Here is a 16,868-nt window from a genome sequence, read left to right as displayed (position 1 = left end):
TCAGTTGGTCCCCTCGCCGACGGTGGCCGGCCCACGGGTGCCGGGCGCCGGCTTCGGCGGTACGGCTGCGGACGTGCGGAGGTGCTAGGAGCAGGTGGTCGCGGCAGTGCGTCGTGCACGGGCACTGCCTCCACGCGGGATGGGCTTCGCGTGGATCGAGCGGTCGGCGTGCGCGTTCACCTTCGTGGGGTTTCCAGTACGCGCGATGCGTTGCGCAGAACTCTCTGTCATCCGAACTGGCTTGCGCCAGCCCTGACAACCGACAGATGCCCAACTGTGATCTGCCTGCATGCACGCCTCCGATCTTCGGCATATACCTCTTCACACGGGTGTAACTGCCATGTCAAGATGCCTCTGCGGAGAGTGCGGAAATTCGTCCGGAAAGCACCGAAGCCGACCTGTTGGTGAATCAAGTCGGCTTCGGGTGAGCGATTTTGGCTATTGGGTCTACCGGTCAGCGCCCGGGGTAGCCGGGCCACTGCGGCTGGGGCTGCTGCCCCCAGCCCGGCGCGGGCGGCTGGGTGCCGTACGCGTAGCCCGGCATCGACTGCCCGGGCACCGGCTGCCCCGGCACCGGCCGGCCCGGCATCGGCTGCCCCGGCATCGACTGGCCCGGGTACGGCGGCGGCACCGGCGGGTACGGGCCGGTCGGCGGGCGCCCGGCCTCCCGGTCGAAGAACGGCCGCGCGTTGGCGCGCATCCACAGCGCCACCGGGTCGAACTCGTCCGCCATCGCCACCGTGGACACCGCGAGCCCCTCCGGGGCCACCGCGATCGCGCGCTGCATCAGCGCCCGCACCGCCTCCACGGCCGGCGGCGAACTCTCGTACAGGTCCAGACCGATCGCCAGGTACGGCTCCCCCACCGCCGGCTGCACCCAGGCCCGGCGCAGCGCCCGCACCGCGCGCACCTCACCGGCCTGCCGCTCCAGCAGGGCGAAGAACTGCTGCGCGTCGACCTGCGGCTCGCTCAGCTTCAACGGACCGGCCGGCAGCCGGTCCAGGCCCGCGGCGACCCGCCGCAGGTCCGCCCAGGGCACGCCCACCCCGCCGCCCGGCGCGTGCGGGTTCAGCCACAGGCCCCAGCGGGTGCGGTACAGCGAGGCGGCGATCTCCCGCCCCGAGATGACCTCGTGGGCCCGCGCCCAGCCGGAGGCCGTCAGCTGCTCGGGCGAGGTCACGGCCGGCGCGTAGCCGTGGCCGCTGATCTCCATGTTCCCGTACTGCGCGTCCGGGCTGCCCGGCGTACCGTGCCAGAGCAGCATCCAGACCTGGCCGTCGGCCAGCGCGTGCAGCAGCCGCTCGTACGCGTCGAAGCGCTCCGGCGCGACCTCGCGCAGAGCCTGCTCCAACCCGCCCGGGTCCGCGCCCGGGCGCCCGGCCGGTGCCTGGCCCCAGGGCCCCGGCGCCCCGCCCGCTCCCGTTCCCGCACTCATGCGCCCACCTCGCCGCGCCTCTTTCCTGAACCCGCCGGCCCGTCAGCCGCCTGCACGCACCCTATGGCGCGGCACCGGCCGCCGCCACGGCGACGTGCCTGTGAAGGATCCCCGCTCACACCCGCGAGTAGAAGGGCATGACCCGGGTCAACAGCCACTCGACCACCGGGTCGTCGGCGAGGTCGAGCAGCACGAGGTGGACGCCGCCCGGCAGCGGTGCGGTTCCCAGCGCCCGGCCGAGCGCCTCGTTCACCGCCCCCGGGTCGGCCGGGGCGGCCGGATCCAGCTGCACGCCCACGAACATCACGGTCGGCTCGCCCTCGATGCTGGCCAGCGCCCGGCGCGCGGTCAACACCCCCGGCAAGGCCGACAGTTCCGCCCGGCAGGCGGCCAGGAAGTGCTCCGGGTCCTCGCCCGGCACCGGCTCGCGCAGGGCCACCCGGCCGCCGGTCGGCCCCTCCGGCGCGTTCTCGGTGTGCTCCCACCGAGCGGCCTCTCGGGGCCCGCGGCGCAGCTCCGCCACGCCCTGCGGCGGCACCGGGATGCCCACCGCCGCCTCCGGGTTGACCGCGATGCCCACGCCCAGCGGCAGCCCGCGGGCGAACTCCCAGGCCGGCGCGACCGCGAAGGCCATCCCCGGCGCCTGCTGCAGGAACACCTCCTGCGAGGAGAACACCGGCACGTACGGGGCCCCGGCCAGCTCGACGGTCGGCAGGTCCAGCGACTGCCCGGCCGGGTCGCCCCCGGCCGGCAGCGGGATCCACACCTGGCTGCGGGCCAGCACCTCGATCACCCGCGGAGTCGCTCCCGGGTCGCCCAGCGCGGCCGTCAGCACCTGCTCCAGCTCGTTCGCCGGCCACGTGCCGCCCGCCGGCGCCGCCTGCGGCCCGCCCCACCCCTGCTGCTGCTCCACCGGGTACTCCATGCGCCGCCGATCCGGCCCACGGCCGGGTCGGCCGCCCACTGCTGCGCCGACGCGATGATTTTAGGGCCCGGGTCCGCCCAGCCGTGGTGTGACCGGGTCCCCTCTCCCCTCCTCCGCGAGGACGTGCCATGATGTGCGCGTCCGACGGCATGCGCCGCGGGCCCCCACAACTCCACACCGGCCGCTCGAACCCGCGCGGGAGAGCCCGGAGTGCCCCTCAGGGAGCACAGCCGGCGCCGAAGGAGCAAGTCCTCCCCGGAATCTCTCAGGCCCCCCTACCGCGCGGGTTAGGCACATCTGGAAAGCGGCGCACGACCGTGTCGCGCGCCCACCCACGGTGCAAGCCGCCGTCCTGTCCCCGATGCTGGAACCAGCCGACGCTGGTGCCGGCTGCGGGCAGGTGGGCGGTGAAGCTCTCAGGTTCGACGACAGATGGGGAGACCCACGCCGCCGCATGCCCGCGCGCGGGGTCGGTCCCCCAGCGGTCCGGTCCGGCGCGTGCACCCCTGAGTGCCCCGACCGAGGAGTTCCTGGCCATGTCGTCCCTCCGCCTGACCGCGCTCGACGCGCTGCACCGCGCCCTCGGCGCGACCATGACCGACTTCGCCGGCTGGGACATGCCGCTGCGCTACGGCAGCGAGCGCGAGGAGCACCTCGCGGTCCGCACCAAGGCCGGTCTGTTCGACCTCTCGCACATGGGCGAGATCACCGTCACCGGCCCGCAGGCCGGCGAGATGCTGGACCACGCGCTGGTCGGCTTCGTCTCCGCGCTCGGCGAGCTGCGCGCCCGCTACACCATGATCTGCGCCGAGGACGGCGGCATCCTGGACGACCTGATCGTCTACCGGCTGCGCGAGGACGCCTTCCTGGTCGTCGCCAACGCCTCCAACGCCCAGCTGGTGCTGGACGAGCTGATCGCCCGGGCCAAGGGCTTCGACGCCGTCGTCACCGACGACCGCGACACCTACGCGCTGATCGCCGTCCAGGGCCCGGAGGCCACCGCGATCCTGGCCGACACCACCGACGCCGACCTGCCCGGTCTCAAGTACTACGCGATCCTCCCGGCCACCGTGGCCGGGAAGGACGTGCTGCTGGCCCGCACCGGCTACACCGGCGAGGACGGCTTCGAGATCTTCTGCGCCCCGGCCGACGCCGAGCCGGTCTGGCAGGCGCTGACCGCCGCCGGCGAGGGCCGCGGCCTGGTCCCGTGCGGCCTGTCCTGCCGCGACACGCTGCGCCTGGAGGCGGGCATGCCGCTGTACGGGCACGAGCTGTCCACCGACCTGACCCCGTTCGACGCCGGTCTGGGCCGGGTGGTGCGCTTCGACAAGACCACCAACGAGGGCGCGTTCATCGGCCGCAGGGCGCTGGAGCAGGCCGCCGCCGCGGCCGAGACCAACCCGCCGAAGGTGCTGGTCGGCCTGGTCTCCGAAGGCAAGCGGGTGCCGCGTGCTGAGTACACGGTGGTCTCCACCGAGGGCGCCCCGATCGGCCGGATCACCTCGGGCGCGCCGTCCCCCACGCTGGGCAAGCCGATCGCGATGGCCTACGTGGACGCGGCCCACTCCGCCCCCGGCGGCACCGTCGCGGTGGACGTCCGCGGCAAGCACGAGCCGGTCCAGGTCGTGGCGCTGCCGTTCTACAAGCGCGCCCGCTGAGGCCGTCGGCGCCCCTCGTTTTCCCATCCGCGCACGTCGGAGCCGTCCGTGCGGCGGCCCGCTGCGTCGTACCCGCTTCCCATCCTGGAGAATGACGCCATGAGCAACCCCCAGCACCTGCAGTACACCAAGGAGCACGAGTGGCTGACCGCCGCCGAGGACGGTGTCTCGACGGTCGGCATCACCAAGCACGCCGCCGACGCGCTCGGTGACATCGTCTACGTGCAGCTGCCCGCGGTCGGCGACACGGTGACCGCCGGCGAGACCTGTGGCGAGCTGGAGTCGACCAAGTCGGTCAGCGACCTGTACTCCCCGGTGACCGGCGAGGTCACCGAGGTCAACGAGGACGTCCTGGACGACAACAGCCTGGTCAACAGCGCCCCGTTCGAGGGCGGCTGGCTGTTCAAGGTCCGCGTGGAGGCCACCGACACGCTGCTCAGCGCCGCCGAGTACGACGCGCTCACCCACGCCGAGGGCTGAGCCACCCCCGGGACGGACCGCAGCACGGCGGTCCGTCCCACTCCCACCGTCCCTCCGCTCTCCTCCCCGGGAAGACCACACCATGACGGTTCTCAACCAGTCCCTGCACGCCCTCGACCCGGAGATCGCCGCCGCGGTCGACGCCGAGCTGCACCGCCAGCAGACCACGCTGGAGATGATCGCCTCCGAGAACTTCGCCCCGGTGGCGGTCATGGAGGCCCAGGGTTCGGTGCTCACCAACAAGTACGCCGAGGGTTACCCCGGCCGCCGGTACTACGGCGGTTGCGAGCACGTCGACGTGGTCGAGCAGATCGCGATCGACCGGGTGAAGGCCCTGTTCGGCGCCGAGCACGCCAACGTCCAGCCGCACTCGGGCGCGCAGGCCAACGCCGCCGCGATGTTCGCGCTGATCCAGCCGGGCGACACCATCCTGGGCCTGAACCTGGCCCACGGCGGTCACCTGACCCACGGCATGAAGATCAACTTCTCCGGCAAGCTCTACAACGTGGTCGCGTACCACGTCGACGAGAAGACCGGCCAGGTCGACATGGCCGAGGTCGAGCGCCTCGCCAAGGAGCACCAGCCGAAGCTGATCATCGCCGGCTGGTCCGCCTACCCGCGCCAGCTGGACTTCGCCGCGTTCCGCCGGGTCGCCGACGAGGTCGGCGCCCTGCTCATGGTGGACATGGCGCACTTCGCCGGCCTGGTGGCCGCGGGCCTGCACCCGAACCCGGTGCCGTACGCGGACGTGGTCACCACCACCACCCACAAGACCCTGGGCGGCCCGCGCGGCGGCGTCATCCTGTCCAAGGCCGAGTGGGCCAAGAAGATCAACTCCGCGGTCTTCCCGGGCCAGCAGGGCGGTCCGCTGGAGCACGTGATCGCGGGCAAGGCCGTCGCCTTCAAGGTCGCCGCCTCGGAGGACTTCAAGGAGCGCCAGCAGCGCACCCTGGAGGGCGCCAAGATCCTCGCCGAGCGCCTGCTCCAGGCCGACGTCGCCGAGGCCGGCGCCACCGTGCTGTCCGGCGGCACCGACGTCCACCTGGTCCTGGTCGACCTGCGCAACAGCCAGCTCGACGGCCAGCAGGCCGAGGACCGGCTGCACGAGGTCGGCATCACGGTCAACCGCAACGCCGTCCCGAACGACCCGCGCCCGCCGATGGTCACCTCGGGCCTGCGGATCGGCACCCCGGCCCTGGCCACCCGCGGCTTCGTCGCCGAGGACTTCCGCGAGGTCGCCGACATCATCGCCGAGGCGCTCAAGCCCGCCTTCGACGAGACCGTCGCCGCCGCGCTCAAGGCCCGGGTCACCGCCCTGGCCGAGAAGTACCCGCTCTACCCGAACCTGGCCGACCAGGGCTGATCCGGAGCGGCCCGGTCCGCCGGGCCGTCCGGCTCCGGGTGACCGGCCTCACTCCGCCGGCGTACCGGGGACCCCGGGGCACCGCGCACACTGGACAGTGCGCGCGGTGCCCCGTCCCTTGTCAGCCCGCCCCGCCCGCCGCCCTGCCCGCAAGTCCTTCCACGAGACCAGACAAGGACGTCCTCCGTGGCCATCAGTGTCTTCGACCTCTTCTCCATCGGCATCGGCCCGTCGAGCTCCCACACCGTCGGCCCGATGCGCGCCGCCCGGATGTTCGCCCGCCGCCTGCGTTCCGAAGGCCTGCTGGAGCAGGTGACCGGCCTGCGCGCCGAGCTCTACGGCTCCCTGGGCGCCACCGGCCACGGCCACGGCACCCCGAAGGCCGTCCTGCTGGGCCTGGAGGGCAACTCGCCCCGCACCGTCGACGTCGACCAGGCCGACAAGGACGTCGAGCGGATCACCGCCGAGAAGCGGATCTCGCTGCTCGGCGAGCACACCGTCGACTTCGACCCGGACGACCGGCTGATCCTGCACCGGCGCCGCTCGCTGCCGTACCACGCCAACGGCATGACCCTGTGGGCGTACGCGGCGGACGGCTCGACGCTGCTGGAGAAGACCTACTACTCGGTCGGCGGCGGCTTCGTCGTGGACGAGGACGCGATCGGCGCGGACCGGGTCAAGCCCGACGACACCGTGCTCAAGTACCCCTTCCGCACCGGCGACGAACTGCTGCGGCTCAGCCGGGAGACCGGGCTGTCGATCTCCGGCCTGATGCTGGAGAACGAGAAGGCCTGGCGCACCGAGGAGGAGATCCGCACCGGACTGCTGGAGATCTGGCGGGTCATGCAGGAGTGCGTGCGGGCCGGCATGTCCCGTGAGGGCATCCTGCCGGGCGGCCTCAAGGTGCGCCGCCGGGCGGCGGCCGCGGCCCGGGCGCTGCGGGCCGAGGGCATCGGCCCGGCCAACGCGATGGAGTGGGTGACCCTCTACGCGATGGCGGTCAACGAGGAGAACGCCTCCGGCCGCCGGGTGGTCACCGCGCCGACCAACGGCGCGGCCGGGATCATCCCCGCCACCCTGCACTACTACCTGAACTTCATCCCGGGCGCCGACGACGACGGCATCGTGCGCTTCCTGCTCGCGGCCGGCGCCATCGGCATGCTCTTCAAGGAGAACGCCTCCATCTCCGGCGCCGAGGTCGGCTGCCAGGGCGAGGTCGGCTCCGCCTGCTCGATGGCCGCGGGCGGCCTCGCCGAGGTCCTCGGCGGCACCCCCGAGCAGGTCGAGAACGCCGCCGAGATCGGCATCGAGCACAACCTCGGCCTCACCTGCGACCCGGTCGGCGGCCTGGTCCAGATCCCGTGCATCGAGCGCAACGGCATGGCCTCGGTCAAGGCCGTCACCGCGGCCCGGATGGCGCTGCGCGGCGACGGGCGCCACCACGTCTCGCTGGACAAGGCGATCAAGACGATGAAGGAGACCGGGGCGGACATGAAGATCAAGTACAAGGAGACCTCGCGCGGCGGCCTCGCCGTGAACGTCATCGAGTGCTGATCGCGGCGCGCTGACGAGCGGCCCCCGGGTGGATCGGATCCACCCGGGGGCCGCTCGTGCATCGAATTCTCCCTGGACACTCCCCGGACCCGTCCTCGACGGCATCGCCACCCACTTCGCCATCTGCGCCGCAGGCCTGGGGCCCGGCCCTCAGGCCCGGCCCTCCAGGCGCGCGGCCACCGCGCCCAGCCGCCCCATCGCGTGGGCGACGCCGAGGCCGTCCATGTAGTCCCGGACGTGCACCAGCAGCCCGTCCCGGGCCCGCAGCACCAGCAGGCCCGGGAGGGCGAACGGCGCACCGGTGGTGGCGACCGTCCCGATCACCACCTGCTCGACGGTGAGCACCTCGGGATCCGCCCCCGGATGGACGGCCACCTCCCTGATCTCCCGCGGCCGGGCCTCGCTCGCCCCCCACGCGGCCCGGTACCCGGCCCGGACCTCCTCCCGCCCCCGGTAGCACTCGGGCATCCCCGGGAACAGGAACGGGAACTCGTGCACCCCGTCCTCGGCGTACAGCCCGGCCAGCGCGTCCGCATCCAGCTCGAGCATCGCCCGCCGGTAACGGGCCAGCAGCTCCACCGGACCGGGCACAGCGGATTCCGACATGACGAGCGCCCCCTTCGACGGCAGAGGATCAGTCAGGACACCGTCACAGCACCAGACTTGGCCCCCACAGCTCATTCGGTCCGCCCCACCCTACCCAGCACCGGCCGTACACCGAGACACGCCTCAGCGCCGGCCGGGGAGCGTGAGTACTGCCAGGCCGCCCGCGAGGACGGCGAGGCCGCACCAGGAGAGGGCCGGGAGGCGCTCGCCCAGGGCTGCGACGCCGAGGACGGCGGCGACGGCGGGTTCGGCGAGGGTGAGGGTGGTGGCGGTCTGCGCCGGGGTGTGGCGCAGGCCGTGGCCGAAGAGCCGGTAGGCGAGGAAGGTGGTGACCACCCCGAGGTGCAGCACTGTGCCCGCGCCGCGCGCCGAGAGCAGCCAGCCCACCGGGCCCAGGGCGAGCACCGGCAGCACCAGCACCGCCGCCCCGCCGAACATCGCGCCCATCACCCCGCCGGCCGGGCGCCCGGCCGCGATCAGCCGCCCGGCGATCAGCGAGTACACCGCGTACGAGAGCCCGGCGAGCGCCGCCAGCAGCACCCCCGGGAGGTCCACCGCCGCACCGCCGCCGAGGAGTTCGGGCCCGAGCACCAGCACCGCGCAGCCGAGCACGGCCAGCGCCGTCGCCCCGGCCCACCGGGCGCCGGGGCGGCCCTGCCGGGCGAGCCGGCCGAGCAGCCCGGTGAACACCGGCGCGCTGCCGAGGGCGATCACGGTGGAGACCGCGACCCCGGTCCGGGTCACCGCCGGGTAGAAGGTGACCGGGTACCCCACCACGGCCACCGCCCCGACCAGCAGCAGCCACCGCTCGCCCGCCCCGCACACCCGGGGCAGCGACCAGGCGGCGCGGTCGGTGAGGAACAGCAGCATTCCGCCGAGCATCAGGGCCGCCGCCCCGATCCCGGCCGCCGGAGCGCCCGCGGGCGCGAACGAGGCGGCCGTCCCGGTGGTGCCCCACAGCAGCGCGGAGGCCAGGATCGGCACCGGCCCGTCGATCGGACGGGTACGGCGGGGGGCGGGGGTCAGTCGAGCGCGCGCGGACGTGGGCGCAGGCGCTGAGAAACGATTCGGCACAGTCGTGAACTTCCGTCGTCGAGGACCGTCGAGGGGACTGGTTCCGAGAACGGGCGCACGCCGCAGGGCCCCTGGAGGGGGCTGCGGGGATCAAGCCACCGGAGCGGGCGCCCGATCAGGCGCGGAGCGGTGGCAGTGCGACGTGCCAGTAAGGGTTCACGCCCCCGAGGTTACCGGGGCCGGAGCCGGTGCCGCGCGGGAAGTCGGCCGGGCCGACTTCCCACGCACCGCGGAGGAGCGGTCAGAGGAGCTGGAAGGTCCACTCCTGCTTCCAGCCGCCCTCACAGGTCCACACCCCGAGCTGCTTGAAGTCGGAGTCGTGGGTGAGGCAGTCGTCGTCACCGATCTGGATCCGGTACTTGCCGTCGCCGAGGCTCTTGAACTGCCACTTCTGGTTTGAGGTGTCGCCCCAGGCCTGCTGCTCGGCGACGTAGGTCGCCGGGTTCTCGGTGAGGTTGAACCCGAGGTCGTTGACGATCCGGTAGCGGTCCCCGCCCAGCGGCTTGATCGTCCAGCGGGACCCCTTGGCCCCCAGGATCCCGCCGACGATCGGCGAACCCCAGCTCGCGGTCTCGTTGGGCGCGGTCGCGCCCAGCCCGTTGGCGAGCTTGAGGAACAGCGGCCGCTCGGTCGGGACGCCGGCACCGCCCCCGCCACCACCGCCGCCGGTCGTCGGGGGCTTGGTCGGCGTGGTCGGGTCGGTCGGCGTGATCACGCCGCCGGAGTAGCCCTCCAGCACCCACTCCTGCTGCCAGCCCGACTTGCACGTCCACACCCCGAGCTGCTTGAAGTCGGCGTCGTGGGCGAGGCAGTCGTCCCCGGAGATCCGGATCCGGTACTTGCCGTTGCCGACCGGGACGAGCTGCCACTTCTGCTGGGAGGAGTCGCTCCACGGCTGGAGCTCGGCCAGGTAGCCGCCGCTCTCGGTGAGTTCCAGCCCGTAGGAGCTGGTGATCCGGTAGCGGCCGCCACCCACCGGGGTGAGCTTCCACTTGGATTCGCTGCCACCCCGGATCCCGGCGACGACCGACGCGCCGGCGGAACCGCTGACCGGAACGGCGCCCAGCCCGTTGTCGAGCTTGAGGGTCACGTCGGCGCCGTTGGCGGGTGTGGTCGGGGTGGTGGTCGGCGGGGTGCCGCCCCAGGCCCAGTTCTGGTTGGGCGCGTCCCGCTTGTCCTCGGAGCCGCAGCCCCAGGCCACCACCGGGCTGCCGTTGCCGGTCCGGCCGCTGTAGTCGTCGATGCAGACGTCCTTGGAGCGGTCCTCCTGGTCCACCAGGTGCCGGAACCCGCCGCTGGCCGACATGTTCCAGCGCTGCCCGGGGTTGTCCAGGCAGTCCCAGACCTGGAGCTTGTTGCCGTTCGCGGTGTTGTTGCCCGGCAGGTCGAGGCACTTGCCGTTGGCCGCCTGGAGCCGGTAGCCGTTGTAGGTCCACTTCTGCGCGTCGCCGCCGTTGCACTCCCACAGCTGCACGGGGGTGCCGTTCGCGGTGCCGTTGCCGCTGACGTCCAGGCAGGCGTGGTAGCCGGGGCGACTGGAGTCGGGGGTCAGGCTGCCGGTCCTGGTGCCGTAGCCGGACCGCCCGGGGAAGTGGATGCTGCGCACGTCGCCGTCGCACTTGTAGGGCCGCGCGGTGCCCGACCGGCAGGTCCACGACTCCTTCTTGACGCTGTCGCCGTCGTTGCCGACGAACGCCCAGTTCATGAAGCCGCCGTCGGTCCGGTTCCGGAACGTCGAGTCCCCCTGGAAGACCCAGATGCGGAACACGTCGTAGCCGGAGGGATCCTTCTTGTCCTTGTCCAGGAAATGATTGAGCTTGTACGTGGTGTCGAGCAGCACCCCGCGCATGTCGGCCTTGTACTCGCCCTTGAACCATTCGGTGTCGTACAGGTCGGTGCCCACCGTCTTGTACACCAGAACGTTGAACCCCGGGAACTTCTGGCTCAACTTGCTCGCGGTGCTCTGGGTGAACTCCGCGTTGTCCAGCTTGTTGTTGTTGGCCGCGGCACGCATGCCCCTGATCATGTCGAAGGCCGAACTGATCAGCGCAGTCATGCAGTTGCCGCCGCCCACGGCGGCCGGGGTTCCGCAGGTGGTGTCCACGGGGGGCGCCGCCGACGCCGTCGGGGCCTGTACGGACAGGCCGCCGAAAACGGCGACCGCGGCGAGCCCGCAAGCCAGGGCGCGTTTCAGGCGGGACAGGGATTCCACGTCAAATCCATCCTTCTTCTCGGTAAAGCTGGATGGTAGGGCCGGAAATCCCGCCGCAGTGCGGCCGTTGACGACATCCATACGTCCCGGGCGAAAAGGACCGACACATTTTTACGCGCCGCCCGGAAATGCCGGACGGTTATCACGAATCGATATCTTCCGGGCCGGGCCCGCCGTCCCCCCTCGCGGCCGCCCCCTCGCGGCCGTCCCGCCCGCGACCCGCACCCTCGGCCGCCCTGGCCGTCACACCCCCGAGCCACGCACCCGCACGCGTCCACCGAGCAGTGATCAGGAGCGGTGACCACCGACAGGATCGTGAATATTCACAGGCCGAAGCGTGAACCTATGCAAAATCCAAAGGTGAAGTAGGTTACAAACCTTGCAATCCAAGACGCCCGGTTTGCCCACATGCTGAGACTCGTGCGATAGTCGAGACATCGAGAACTTCGGCGGGCCCGACCTGGCACTGCCGACGCCCATCGCGCGACACGCACCCCCTTGGCCGCGCGATGACTTGCAGGGGCCCCCACCGCCGACCACGGCGAACCTGGGGGCCCTGCGCGTATCCGCAGCCGGAACGGACCGGCGGCCTCAGCCCCGCTCGCGGACCCTCAGCTCGAACCACACGCCCTTGCCCCGCGGCAGCAGGTCGGCCCCCCAGCGGTCGGCGAGGTCGTCGACGATCTTCAACCCGCGGCCGCGCTCGTTCACCGGCCGGGGCTCGGCGAGGATCATGCAGGGCAGCGCGCGGGAGGAGTCCCGGACCTCGATCCGCAGCCACCCGGGCTTGCGGCTGACGTACAGTCCGATGGTGCGCCCGGCGGCGTGCCGGACGGCGTTGGAGACCAGCTCGCTGGTCAGCAGTTCGCCCGCCTCCAGGTGCTGGTGGAGCTCCCAGGACTCCAGGACGTTCAGGACCAGCCGACGGGCCACCGGGCCCGACTCCGGCCGGGACGGCAGCCGCGCCTCGTTGGGCGCGGACTGGTCGCACAGTCTGCCGGTGTACATCTCCTGCAGCTCCTCGGAGCTGAGCCGCTCCAGCGCCGAGAGCGCACCCTGGACGTCGATCCACGACGCCTGTGCGACCACGCCGGCCGCGGGAACCGATGACTGATCTGTTTCGCCCCAACCCGCCATGCGGTCCATCATTGCGGAACGCAAGCGGCCGCGTACGGACAATGAGCAAACGATCTCCCCCGAGTCGGCATATGCCTCCAGCAACCCGACCCCGGAAAAGCGTCGACCCGGGCCGACCGAAGTCAAGCCCGGGTTGACGACGAACCCCGCCTACCAGGCGGTTACCACTTGCTCCACGGCAGGTTCCAGCCGCTCAGCCCGTTCGCCGGGTCGAGCGGCTCCTTCTTGATGGAGTTCTTCACGGTGACGACGTCCCCGACCAGCGTGCCCGCGTAGAACTTGCCCATCGAGGTGCCCTCCCCGCCGCCCTTGACGTCGCGCAGGCCCACGCAGCCGTGGCTGACGTTGTCCTCGCCGAAGGCGGAGCCGCTCCAGTAGTTGCCGTGCACGTACGTCCCGCTGGTGGTCAGCCGGATCGAGTGCGGCACCTGGAGGTCGTACGGGGCGCCGGTCATGCCGGGCAGGGTGCTGGACTGCATCCGCACCGTGTCCTCCTTGGCCATGACCACCATCGTGCCGTTCCAGGTGGGGTGTTGGTCCGAACCGGAGGTGATGTCGATGTCGCTGGACTGCCCGTCCCGGACCACCGTCATCCGGTGCGCGGCGGCGTCAACCGTCGAGATCTGGGATCGCCCGATCGTGAAGGGCTCGTCCCGGTCCGCGCCGTACACCCCGGGGGCGATCTCCACGCTCTTGAGGCGGTAGTGCACCGTCACCTTGGTGCCCGGCTTCCAGTACTCCTCCGGGCGGAAGTCCAGCCGGCGGTCGTCGAACCAGTGGCCCTTGACCACGGTGCCGTTGTCGGTCTCGAAGGAGATGCCCTTCAGCACGGCGTCCTTGTTCTGGACGTCCTTGCTGAAGTCCACCGAGACGATCATGCCGACGCCGTACGTCGCGTTGTCGTCCACGTTGTCCACGGCCTTGGCGAGCGCCGCCGGGGTCAGCGTGGTGAAGCTGCTGTCCGCCTCGGCGACCGCGCCGTTGGCGTCCGCCGCCATCGCGCTGACCTGGTAGGCGGTGCCCACCGCGAGGCCGGTGGACGGGGTCCAGCTGGCGCCGTCGGCGGCGATCGTGCCGGGGACCTCCTTGCCCGCCTTGTCGCTCACCTTGACGGTGGTCAGCTTGCCGCCTGTCGCGCCGATCTTGAGCGCGCCCGGCGCCACGTCCACCGCGCCGTTCTTCGGCTCTATGCTCACCGCGGCCGTGGACACCTTCGGCACCGAGCTGCTGGGCGCCGCGGCGGACGCCGAGGCCCCGGCACCGGCCCCCAGGTCGGCCTTGGCGGCGCCGCTCCCGCTGCCGCCCCCGTTGCCGCCGCCACAGGCCGCGGTCAACGTCATCGCCCCGCCGACCAGTCCGACGGCCACCACTCTGCGTATCGACCTCATCGCCGATTCCCTCCCTTGCTCCCCGCGGTCACGACGGACCCGCCCCATAGATGTGTCGAGCCACCGGAAAGGTTGCGCCATTCGAGGGTCTTTCGCCCCGAAAACCGAGCGGCCCGACCCCAACGGGTGAGGTCCGGGCCGCTCGACGACAAAACCTGCGGGCCTACCAGTTGACCCAGGACACGTTCCAGCCGCCCAGCCCGTTGGAGGGCGAGACGGTCTTCTCCTTGGTGTTCACGATCTTCACCACGTCGCCGACCATCGAGTCGTTGTAGAACTTGCCCGCGACCGAGGAGTCGCTGCCGCCCTTCACGTCCTGCATCGAGATGCAGCCGTGGCTGCCGTTGGACTTGCCGAACGGGTTGGACCAGTAGTTGCCGTGCAGGAAGGTGCCGGAGGTGGTCAGCCTCATCGCGTGCGGCACGTCCTGGATGTCGTACTCGCCGCCCAGACCGACGGTCTGCGAGTTCATCCGGGTGACCGGCTCCTTGTCCATGATCACCATGGTCCCGCCCCAGGACGGCGTCGCGTCCGCGCCCAGGGTGACCGGCAGGACGGTGCTCTTGCCGTCCCGCTCGACGGTCATCTTGTGGGTCTTGGCGTCCGCGGTGGAGACCATCGACCGGCCGATGGTGAACGGCTCGTCCTTGTCCACGTCGCCGTAGACGCCCGGCGCGATCTCGACGCTCTTCAACCGGTACTTGATGGTCACCTTGGTGCCCGGCTTCCAGTACTCCTCCGGGCGGAAGTCCACCCGGCGGCTGTCGAACCAGTGCCCCTTGACCACGGTGCCGTTGTCGGTCTCGAAGGAGATGCCCTTGAGGACGGCGTCCTTGTTCTTGACGTCCTTGGTGAAGTTCACCGAGACGATCATGCCGACGCCGTAGGTGCCGCCGTCGGCGATGTTGTCGTTGGCCGAGGCCTTCTTCTCCGGCGTCAGCGTGGTGAACGAGGTGGTCGACGCGGCAACCAGCCCGGCGTCGTCCTTCGCCTGCGCGTTCACCTTGTACGTCATGCCGACGGCGAGCGCCGCCGCGGGCTTCCAACCGGCGCCGTCCGGGGTGATCGCGCCCTCGACCGGCTTGCCGTTCTTGTCGGTCACCTCGACCGCGGTCAGCTTGCCGCTGGCGACGGAGACCTGGAGCCCGTTCGGCGCGACGTCCTGGGCGCCGTCCTTCGCCGACACCGAGAGCACGGCCGCCGAGGTCTTCGGCGAGGCCGCGTTGCCGCCGCCGGGGGCGGTCGTCCCACCGGCGTCCGCCGGGGCGGTCGCCGCCGCGTCCGCCGAGGTGCCGCCCTTGTCGTCGTTGCACGCCGCGGTGAGCAGCAGCACGCTGCCCATGACCAGTGCCATCGCGCCCCTGCGCCGGTATCGCCCACCGGTGCGTATCGCAGCGCCGGCCGTGTTCCCCGTCTTCACGGAATCTCCCCTCCAGGTACTCACTCACTTGACGCGACGGGCGACCGGAAGAGTTGCACCGGGTCCCGATCTTTCGCGTCGGGCCCGACGCGCCGGAGCAGGATAACCGGGGGGTCTGAGGGGGTCCCGGGGAGGTGGCCTACCGCAGCGCGCTGCCCGCCACCCACTGGTCCCACGGCAGGTTCCAGCCGTTCAGCCCGTTCGACGGCGGCACGACGTCCCCCGCCGAGGCCCGCACCTCGACCACGTCCCCGGGGAGGGTGTGCTCGAACAGCCACCCCGCCGGAGTGTCCTTGCCGGCGCCCCCCTTGGCGTCCGCCAGCCCGATGCAGCCGTGGCTGGTGTTCGCGGTGCCGAACACCCCGGGGTCCGTCCAGTAGTTGCCGTGCAGGAAGGTGCCGGAGGCGGTCAGCCGCATCGCGTGCGGGACGTCCTTGATGTCGTACTCGTCGCCCATTCCGACGGTCTGCGAATTCATCCGGGTCAGCTTGTACTTCTCCGACACCACCATCACCCCCCGGTAGGTGGAGTGCTCGGGGCTGCCCCCGGAGACCTTGAGCACCCGCACCACCTTGCCGCCCGGCCCGGACCGGACCGTCAGGGTGTGCGCGTCCAGGTCCACCGTGGACACCTGCGCCCGGCCCACCGTGAAGTGCAGGTCCCGGTTCTGGCTGCCGAGCTCCCCCGGCGCCCCCTGTACGTCCTTGAGCCGCAGCGCCACCGTCACCCTGGTGCCGGCCGCCCAGTACTGCCGCGGACGGACGTCCAGGCGCTGGTTGCCGAACCAGTGCGCCGCCACCGGCACCGGCGGGTCCGCGGTGACCTGTACGGCCCGCTCCACCGCCGCCCGGTCGGCGATCGGCCGGCTGAACCGCAGCGAGACCGGCATCCCCACCCCGACCGTGGACCCGTCCTCCGGCGTGAAGAACGCCACGAAGGTGTGCGCCCGGGCCGCCGTGGAGAACTCCGAGTGCAGGGCCGCCCGCTGCCCCTGGTCGTCCTCCGCGACCGAGTCCAGGGTGAACGCCGTCCCCAGCGGCAACGCCCCCTCCGGCGCCCAACTGGCACCGTCCGCACCGATCACCCCCGGCAGCTCGACCCCCTTCGCATCGGCCAGCCGCACCGACACCAGCCGCCCCTGCGTCACACTCACCCGCACCGGCCCCTCCGACGGCACGTCCTGCGCCCCGTCCGCCGGCACCACCGCCAACACCGCCCGCGACACCGCCGGAGGCGGCATGTGCACCCCGCCCCCCGCCGACCCCCCACCCGACCCACCACACCCACTGACCACAGCCAGACAGCACACCACCGCCGCCACCCAGCGCCGCATCCCGGGGCCTCCCACTACTCGGATCCGACACCTGGAACACCGGACTCCGGGAACAACGACCCCCAACCACCCCAGGACACGCGCCCCCAACCCGCAGCACCCACCCACCCACCGGCACTCACCCACCCACCCACCGGCACCCACCCACCCACCCGCACTCACCCACCCCCACCAACCCCCCACCCCCTCACCCACCCCAGGCGAGAGGGACGCGCTGCGGGAGGGGGCGGTGGAGGGGGTGGGTGCGGAGAGGGGCGTGACGGGTGATTTTCAGACCGCCAAC

At 71.9% G+C, this 16,868-nt stretch carries 13 protein-coding genes and 1 riboswitch; of the genes, 4 read left to right on the top strand and 9 right to left on the bottom strand.

Annotated features, from left to right (window positions below; translation table 11 throughout):
• Positions 1 to 454 precede the first annotated feature (454 nt).
• On the bottom strand, positions 455 to 1,435 hold the full coding sequence (locus AB0F71_RS14670; RefSeq protein ID WP_360232934.1) for an enhanced serine sensitivity protein SseB C-terminal domain-containing protein: 981 nt from the start codon (positions 1,433 to 1,435) through the stop codon (positions 455 to 457).
• Positions 1,436 to 1,550: 115 nt separating this feature from the next.
• The gene (locus AB0F71_RS14665) at positions 1,551 to 2,360 is read right to left on the bottom strand and encodes an enhanced serine sensitivity protein SseB C-terminal domain-containing protein (protein WP_360232931.1); all 810 of its coding nucleotides are present in this window, start codon (positions 2,358 to 2,360) and stop codon (positions 1,551 to 1,553) included.
• A 186-nt stretch (positions 2,361 to 2,546) separates the two neighbouring features.
• A riboswitch (glycine riboswitch) is annotated at positions 2,547 to 2,651 on the top strand.
• Positions 2,652 to 2,896: 245 nt separating this feature from the next.
• Here AB0F71_RS14665 and gcvT point away from each other — a divergent pair.
• The 4 genes from gcvT (at position 2,897) to AB0F71_RS14645 (ending at position 7,415) form a co-directional block, all read left to right on the top strand.
• Positions 2,897 to 4,018, top strand: coding sequence for a glycine cleavage system aminomethyltransferase GcvT (gcvT, locus tag AB0F71_RS14660; RefSeq protein WP_360232928.1), 1,122 nt, complete (start codon positions 2,897 to 2,899; stop codon positions 4,016 to 4,018).
• A gap of 99 nt (positions 4,019 to 4,117) precedes the next feature.
• A complete protein-coding gene (gene gcvH / locus AB0F71_RS14655) occupies positions 4,118 to 4,498 on the top strand; it encodes a glycine cleavage system protein GcvH (RefSeq protein ID WP_360232925.1) in 381 nt (126 codons plus the stop codon).
• An 82-nt stretch (positions 4,499 to 4,580) separates the two neighbouring features.
• On the top strand, positions 4,581 to 5,861 hold the full coding sequence (glyA, locus tag AB0F71_RS14650; RefSeq protein WP_360232922.1) for a serine hydroxymethyltransferase: 1,281 nt from the start codon (positions 4,581 to 4,583) through the stop codon (positions 5,859 to 5,861).
• Positions 5,862 to 6,047: 186 nt separating this feature from the next.
• Positions 6,048 to 7,415 (top strand): L-serine ammonia-lyase, encoded by a 1,368-nt coding sequence (locus AB0F71_RS14645; RefSeq protein ID WP_360232919.1) that lies wholly within the window; start codon positions 6,048 to 6,050, stop codon positions 7,413 to 7,415.
• Between the two features lie 150 nt (positions 7,416 to 7,565).
• Here AB0F71_RS14645 and AB0F71_RS14640 read toward each other — a convergent pair whose 3' ends face one another.
• From AB0F71_RS14640 to AB0F71_RS14610, 7 genes are all read right to left on the bottom strand, one after another.
• Positions 7,566 to 8,021 (bottom strand): nuclear transport factor 2 family protein, encoded by a 456-nt coding sequence (locus tag AB0F71_RS14640; protein WP_360232916.1) that lies wholly within the window; start codon positions 8,019 to 8,021, stop codon positions 7,566 to 7,568.
• A 123-nt stretch (positions 8,022 to 8,144) separates the two neighbouring features.
• The gene (locus AB0F71_RS14635) at positions 8,145 to 9,005 is read right to left on the bottom strand and encodes an EamA family transporter (protein WP_360232913.1); all 861 of its coding nucleotides are present in this window, start codon (positions 9,003 to 9,005) and stop codon (positions 8,145 to 8,147) included.
• A gap of 331 nt (positions 9,006 to 9,336) precedes the next feature.
• A complete protein-coding gene (locus AB0F71_RS14630) occupies positions 9,337 to 11,307 on the bottom strand; it encodes a ricin-type beta-trefoil lectin domain protein (RefSeq protein WP_360232910.1) in 1,971 nt (656 codons plus the stop codon).
• Positions 11,308 to 11,898: 591 nt separating this feature from the next.
• Positions 11,899 to 12,396 (bottom strand): ATP-binding protein, encoded by a 498-nt coding sequence (locus tag AB0F71_RS14625; protein ID WP_360232907.1) that lies wholly within the window; start codon positions 12,394 to 12,396, stop codon positions 11,899 to 11,901.
• Between the two features lie 209 nt (positions 12,397 to 12,605).
• Positions 12,606 to 13,832, bottom strand: a complete 1,227-nt coding sequence (locus tag AB0F71_RS14620) for an Ig-like domain-containing protein (protein ID WP_360232904.1) — start codon at positions 13,830 to 13,832, stop codon at positions 12,606 to 12,608.
• A gap of 163 nt (positions 13,833 to 13,995) precedes the next feature.
• Complete coding sequence (locus AB0F71_RS14615; protein WP_360232901.1) at positions 13,996 to 15,186, bottom strand: Ig-like domain-containing protein; 1,191 nt, start codon at positions 15,184 to 15,186, stop codon at positions 13,996 to 13,998.
• 205 nt (positions 15,187 to 15,391) lie between these two features.
• On the bottom strand, positions 15,392 to 16,585 hold the full coding sequence (locus tag AB0F71_RS14610) for an Ig-like domain-containing protein (RefSeq protein ID WP_360232898.1): 1,194 nt from the start codon (positions 16,583 to 16,585) through the stop codon (positions 15,392 to 15,394).
• Positions 16,586 to 16,868: the final 283 nt, after the last annotated feature.

Source organism: Kitasatospora sp. NPDC028055 (genome assembly GCF_040637885.1).
Lineage (GTDB): Bacteria > Actinomycetota > Actinomycetes > Streptomycetales > Streptomycetaceae > Kitasatospora.
Note: the sequence above shows the minus strand (reverse complement) of the source record. Positions and strands in the feature narration are given on the sequence as shown.

What these genes read in the sequence shown, in the direction of transcription:
- gcvH (WP_360232925.1), top strand. Translation starts at nt 4,118, where the DNA reads ATGAGCAACCCCCAGCACCTGCAGTACACCAAGGAGCACGAGTGGCTG.
- AB0F71_RS14620 (WP_360232904.1), bottom strand. Translation starts at nt 13,832, where the DNA reads ATGAGGTCGATACGCAGAGTGGTGGCCGTCGGACTGGTCGGCGGGGCG.
- AB0F71_RS14610 (WP_360232898.1), bottom strand. Translation starts at nt 16,585, where the DNA reads ATGCGGCGCTGGGTGGCGGCGGTGGTGTGCTGTCTGGCTGTGGTCAGT.
- glyA (WP_360232922.1), top strand. Translation starts at nt 4,581, where the DNA reads ATGACGGTTCTCAACCAGTCCCTGCACGCCCTCGACCCGGAGATCGCC.
- AB0F71_RS14615 (WP_360232901.1), bottom strand. Translation starts at nt 15,186, where the DNA reads ATGGCACTGGTCATGGGCAGCGTGCTGCTGCTCACCGCGGCGTGCAAC.
- AB0F71_RS14665 (WP_360232931.1), bottom strand. Translation starts at nt 2,360, where the DNA reads ATGGAGTACCCGGTGGAGCAGCAGCAGGGGTGGGGCGGGCCGCAGGCG.
- gcvT (WP_360232928.1), top strand. Translation starts at nt 2,897, where the DNA reads ATGTCGTCCCTCCGCCTGACCGCGCTCGACGCGCTGCACCGCGCCCTC.
- AB0F71_RS14670 (WP_360232934.1), bottom strand. Translation starts at nt 1,435, where the DNA reads ATGAGTGCGGGAACGGGAGCGGGCGGGGCGCCGGGGCCCTGGGGCCAG.
- AB0F71_RS14640 (WP_360232916.1), bottom strand. Translation starts at nt 8,021, where the DNA reads ATGTCGGAATCCGCTGTGCCCGGTCCGGTGGAGCTGCTGGCCCGTTAC.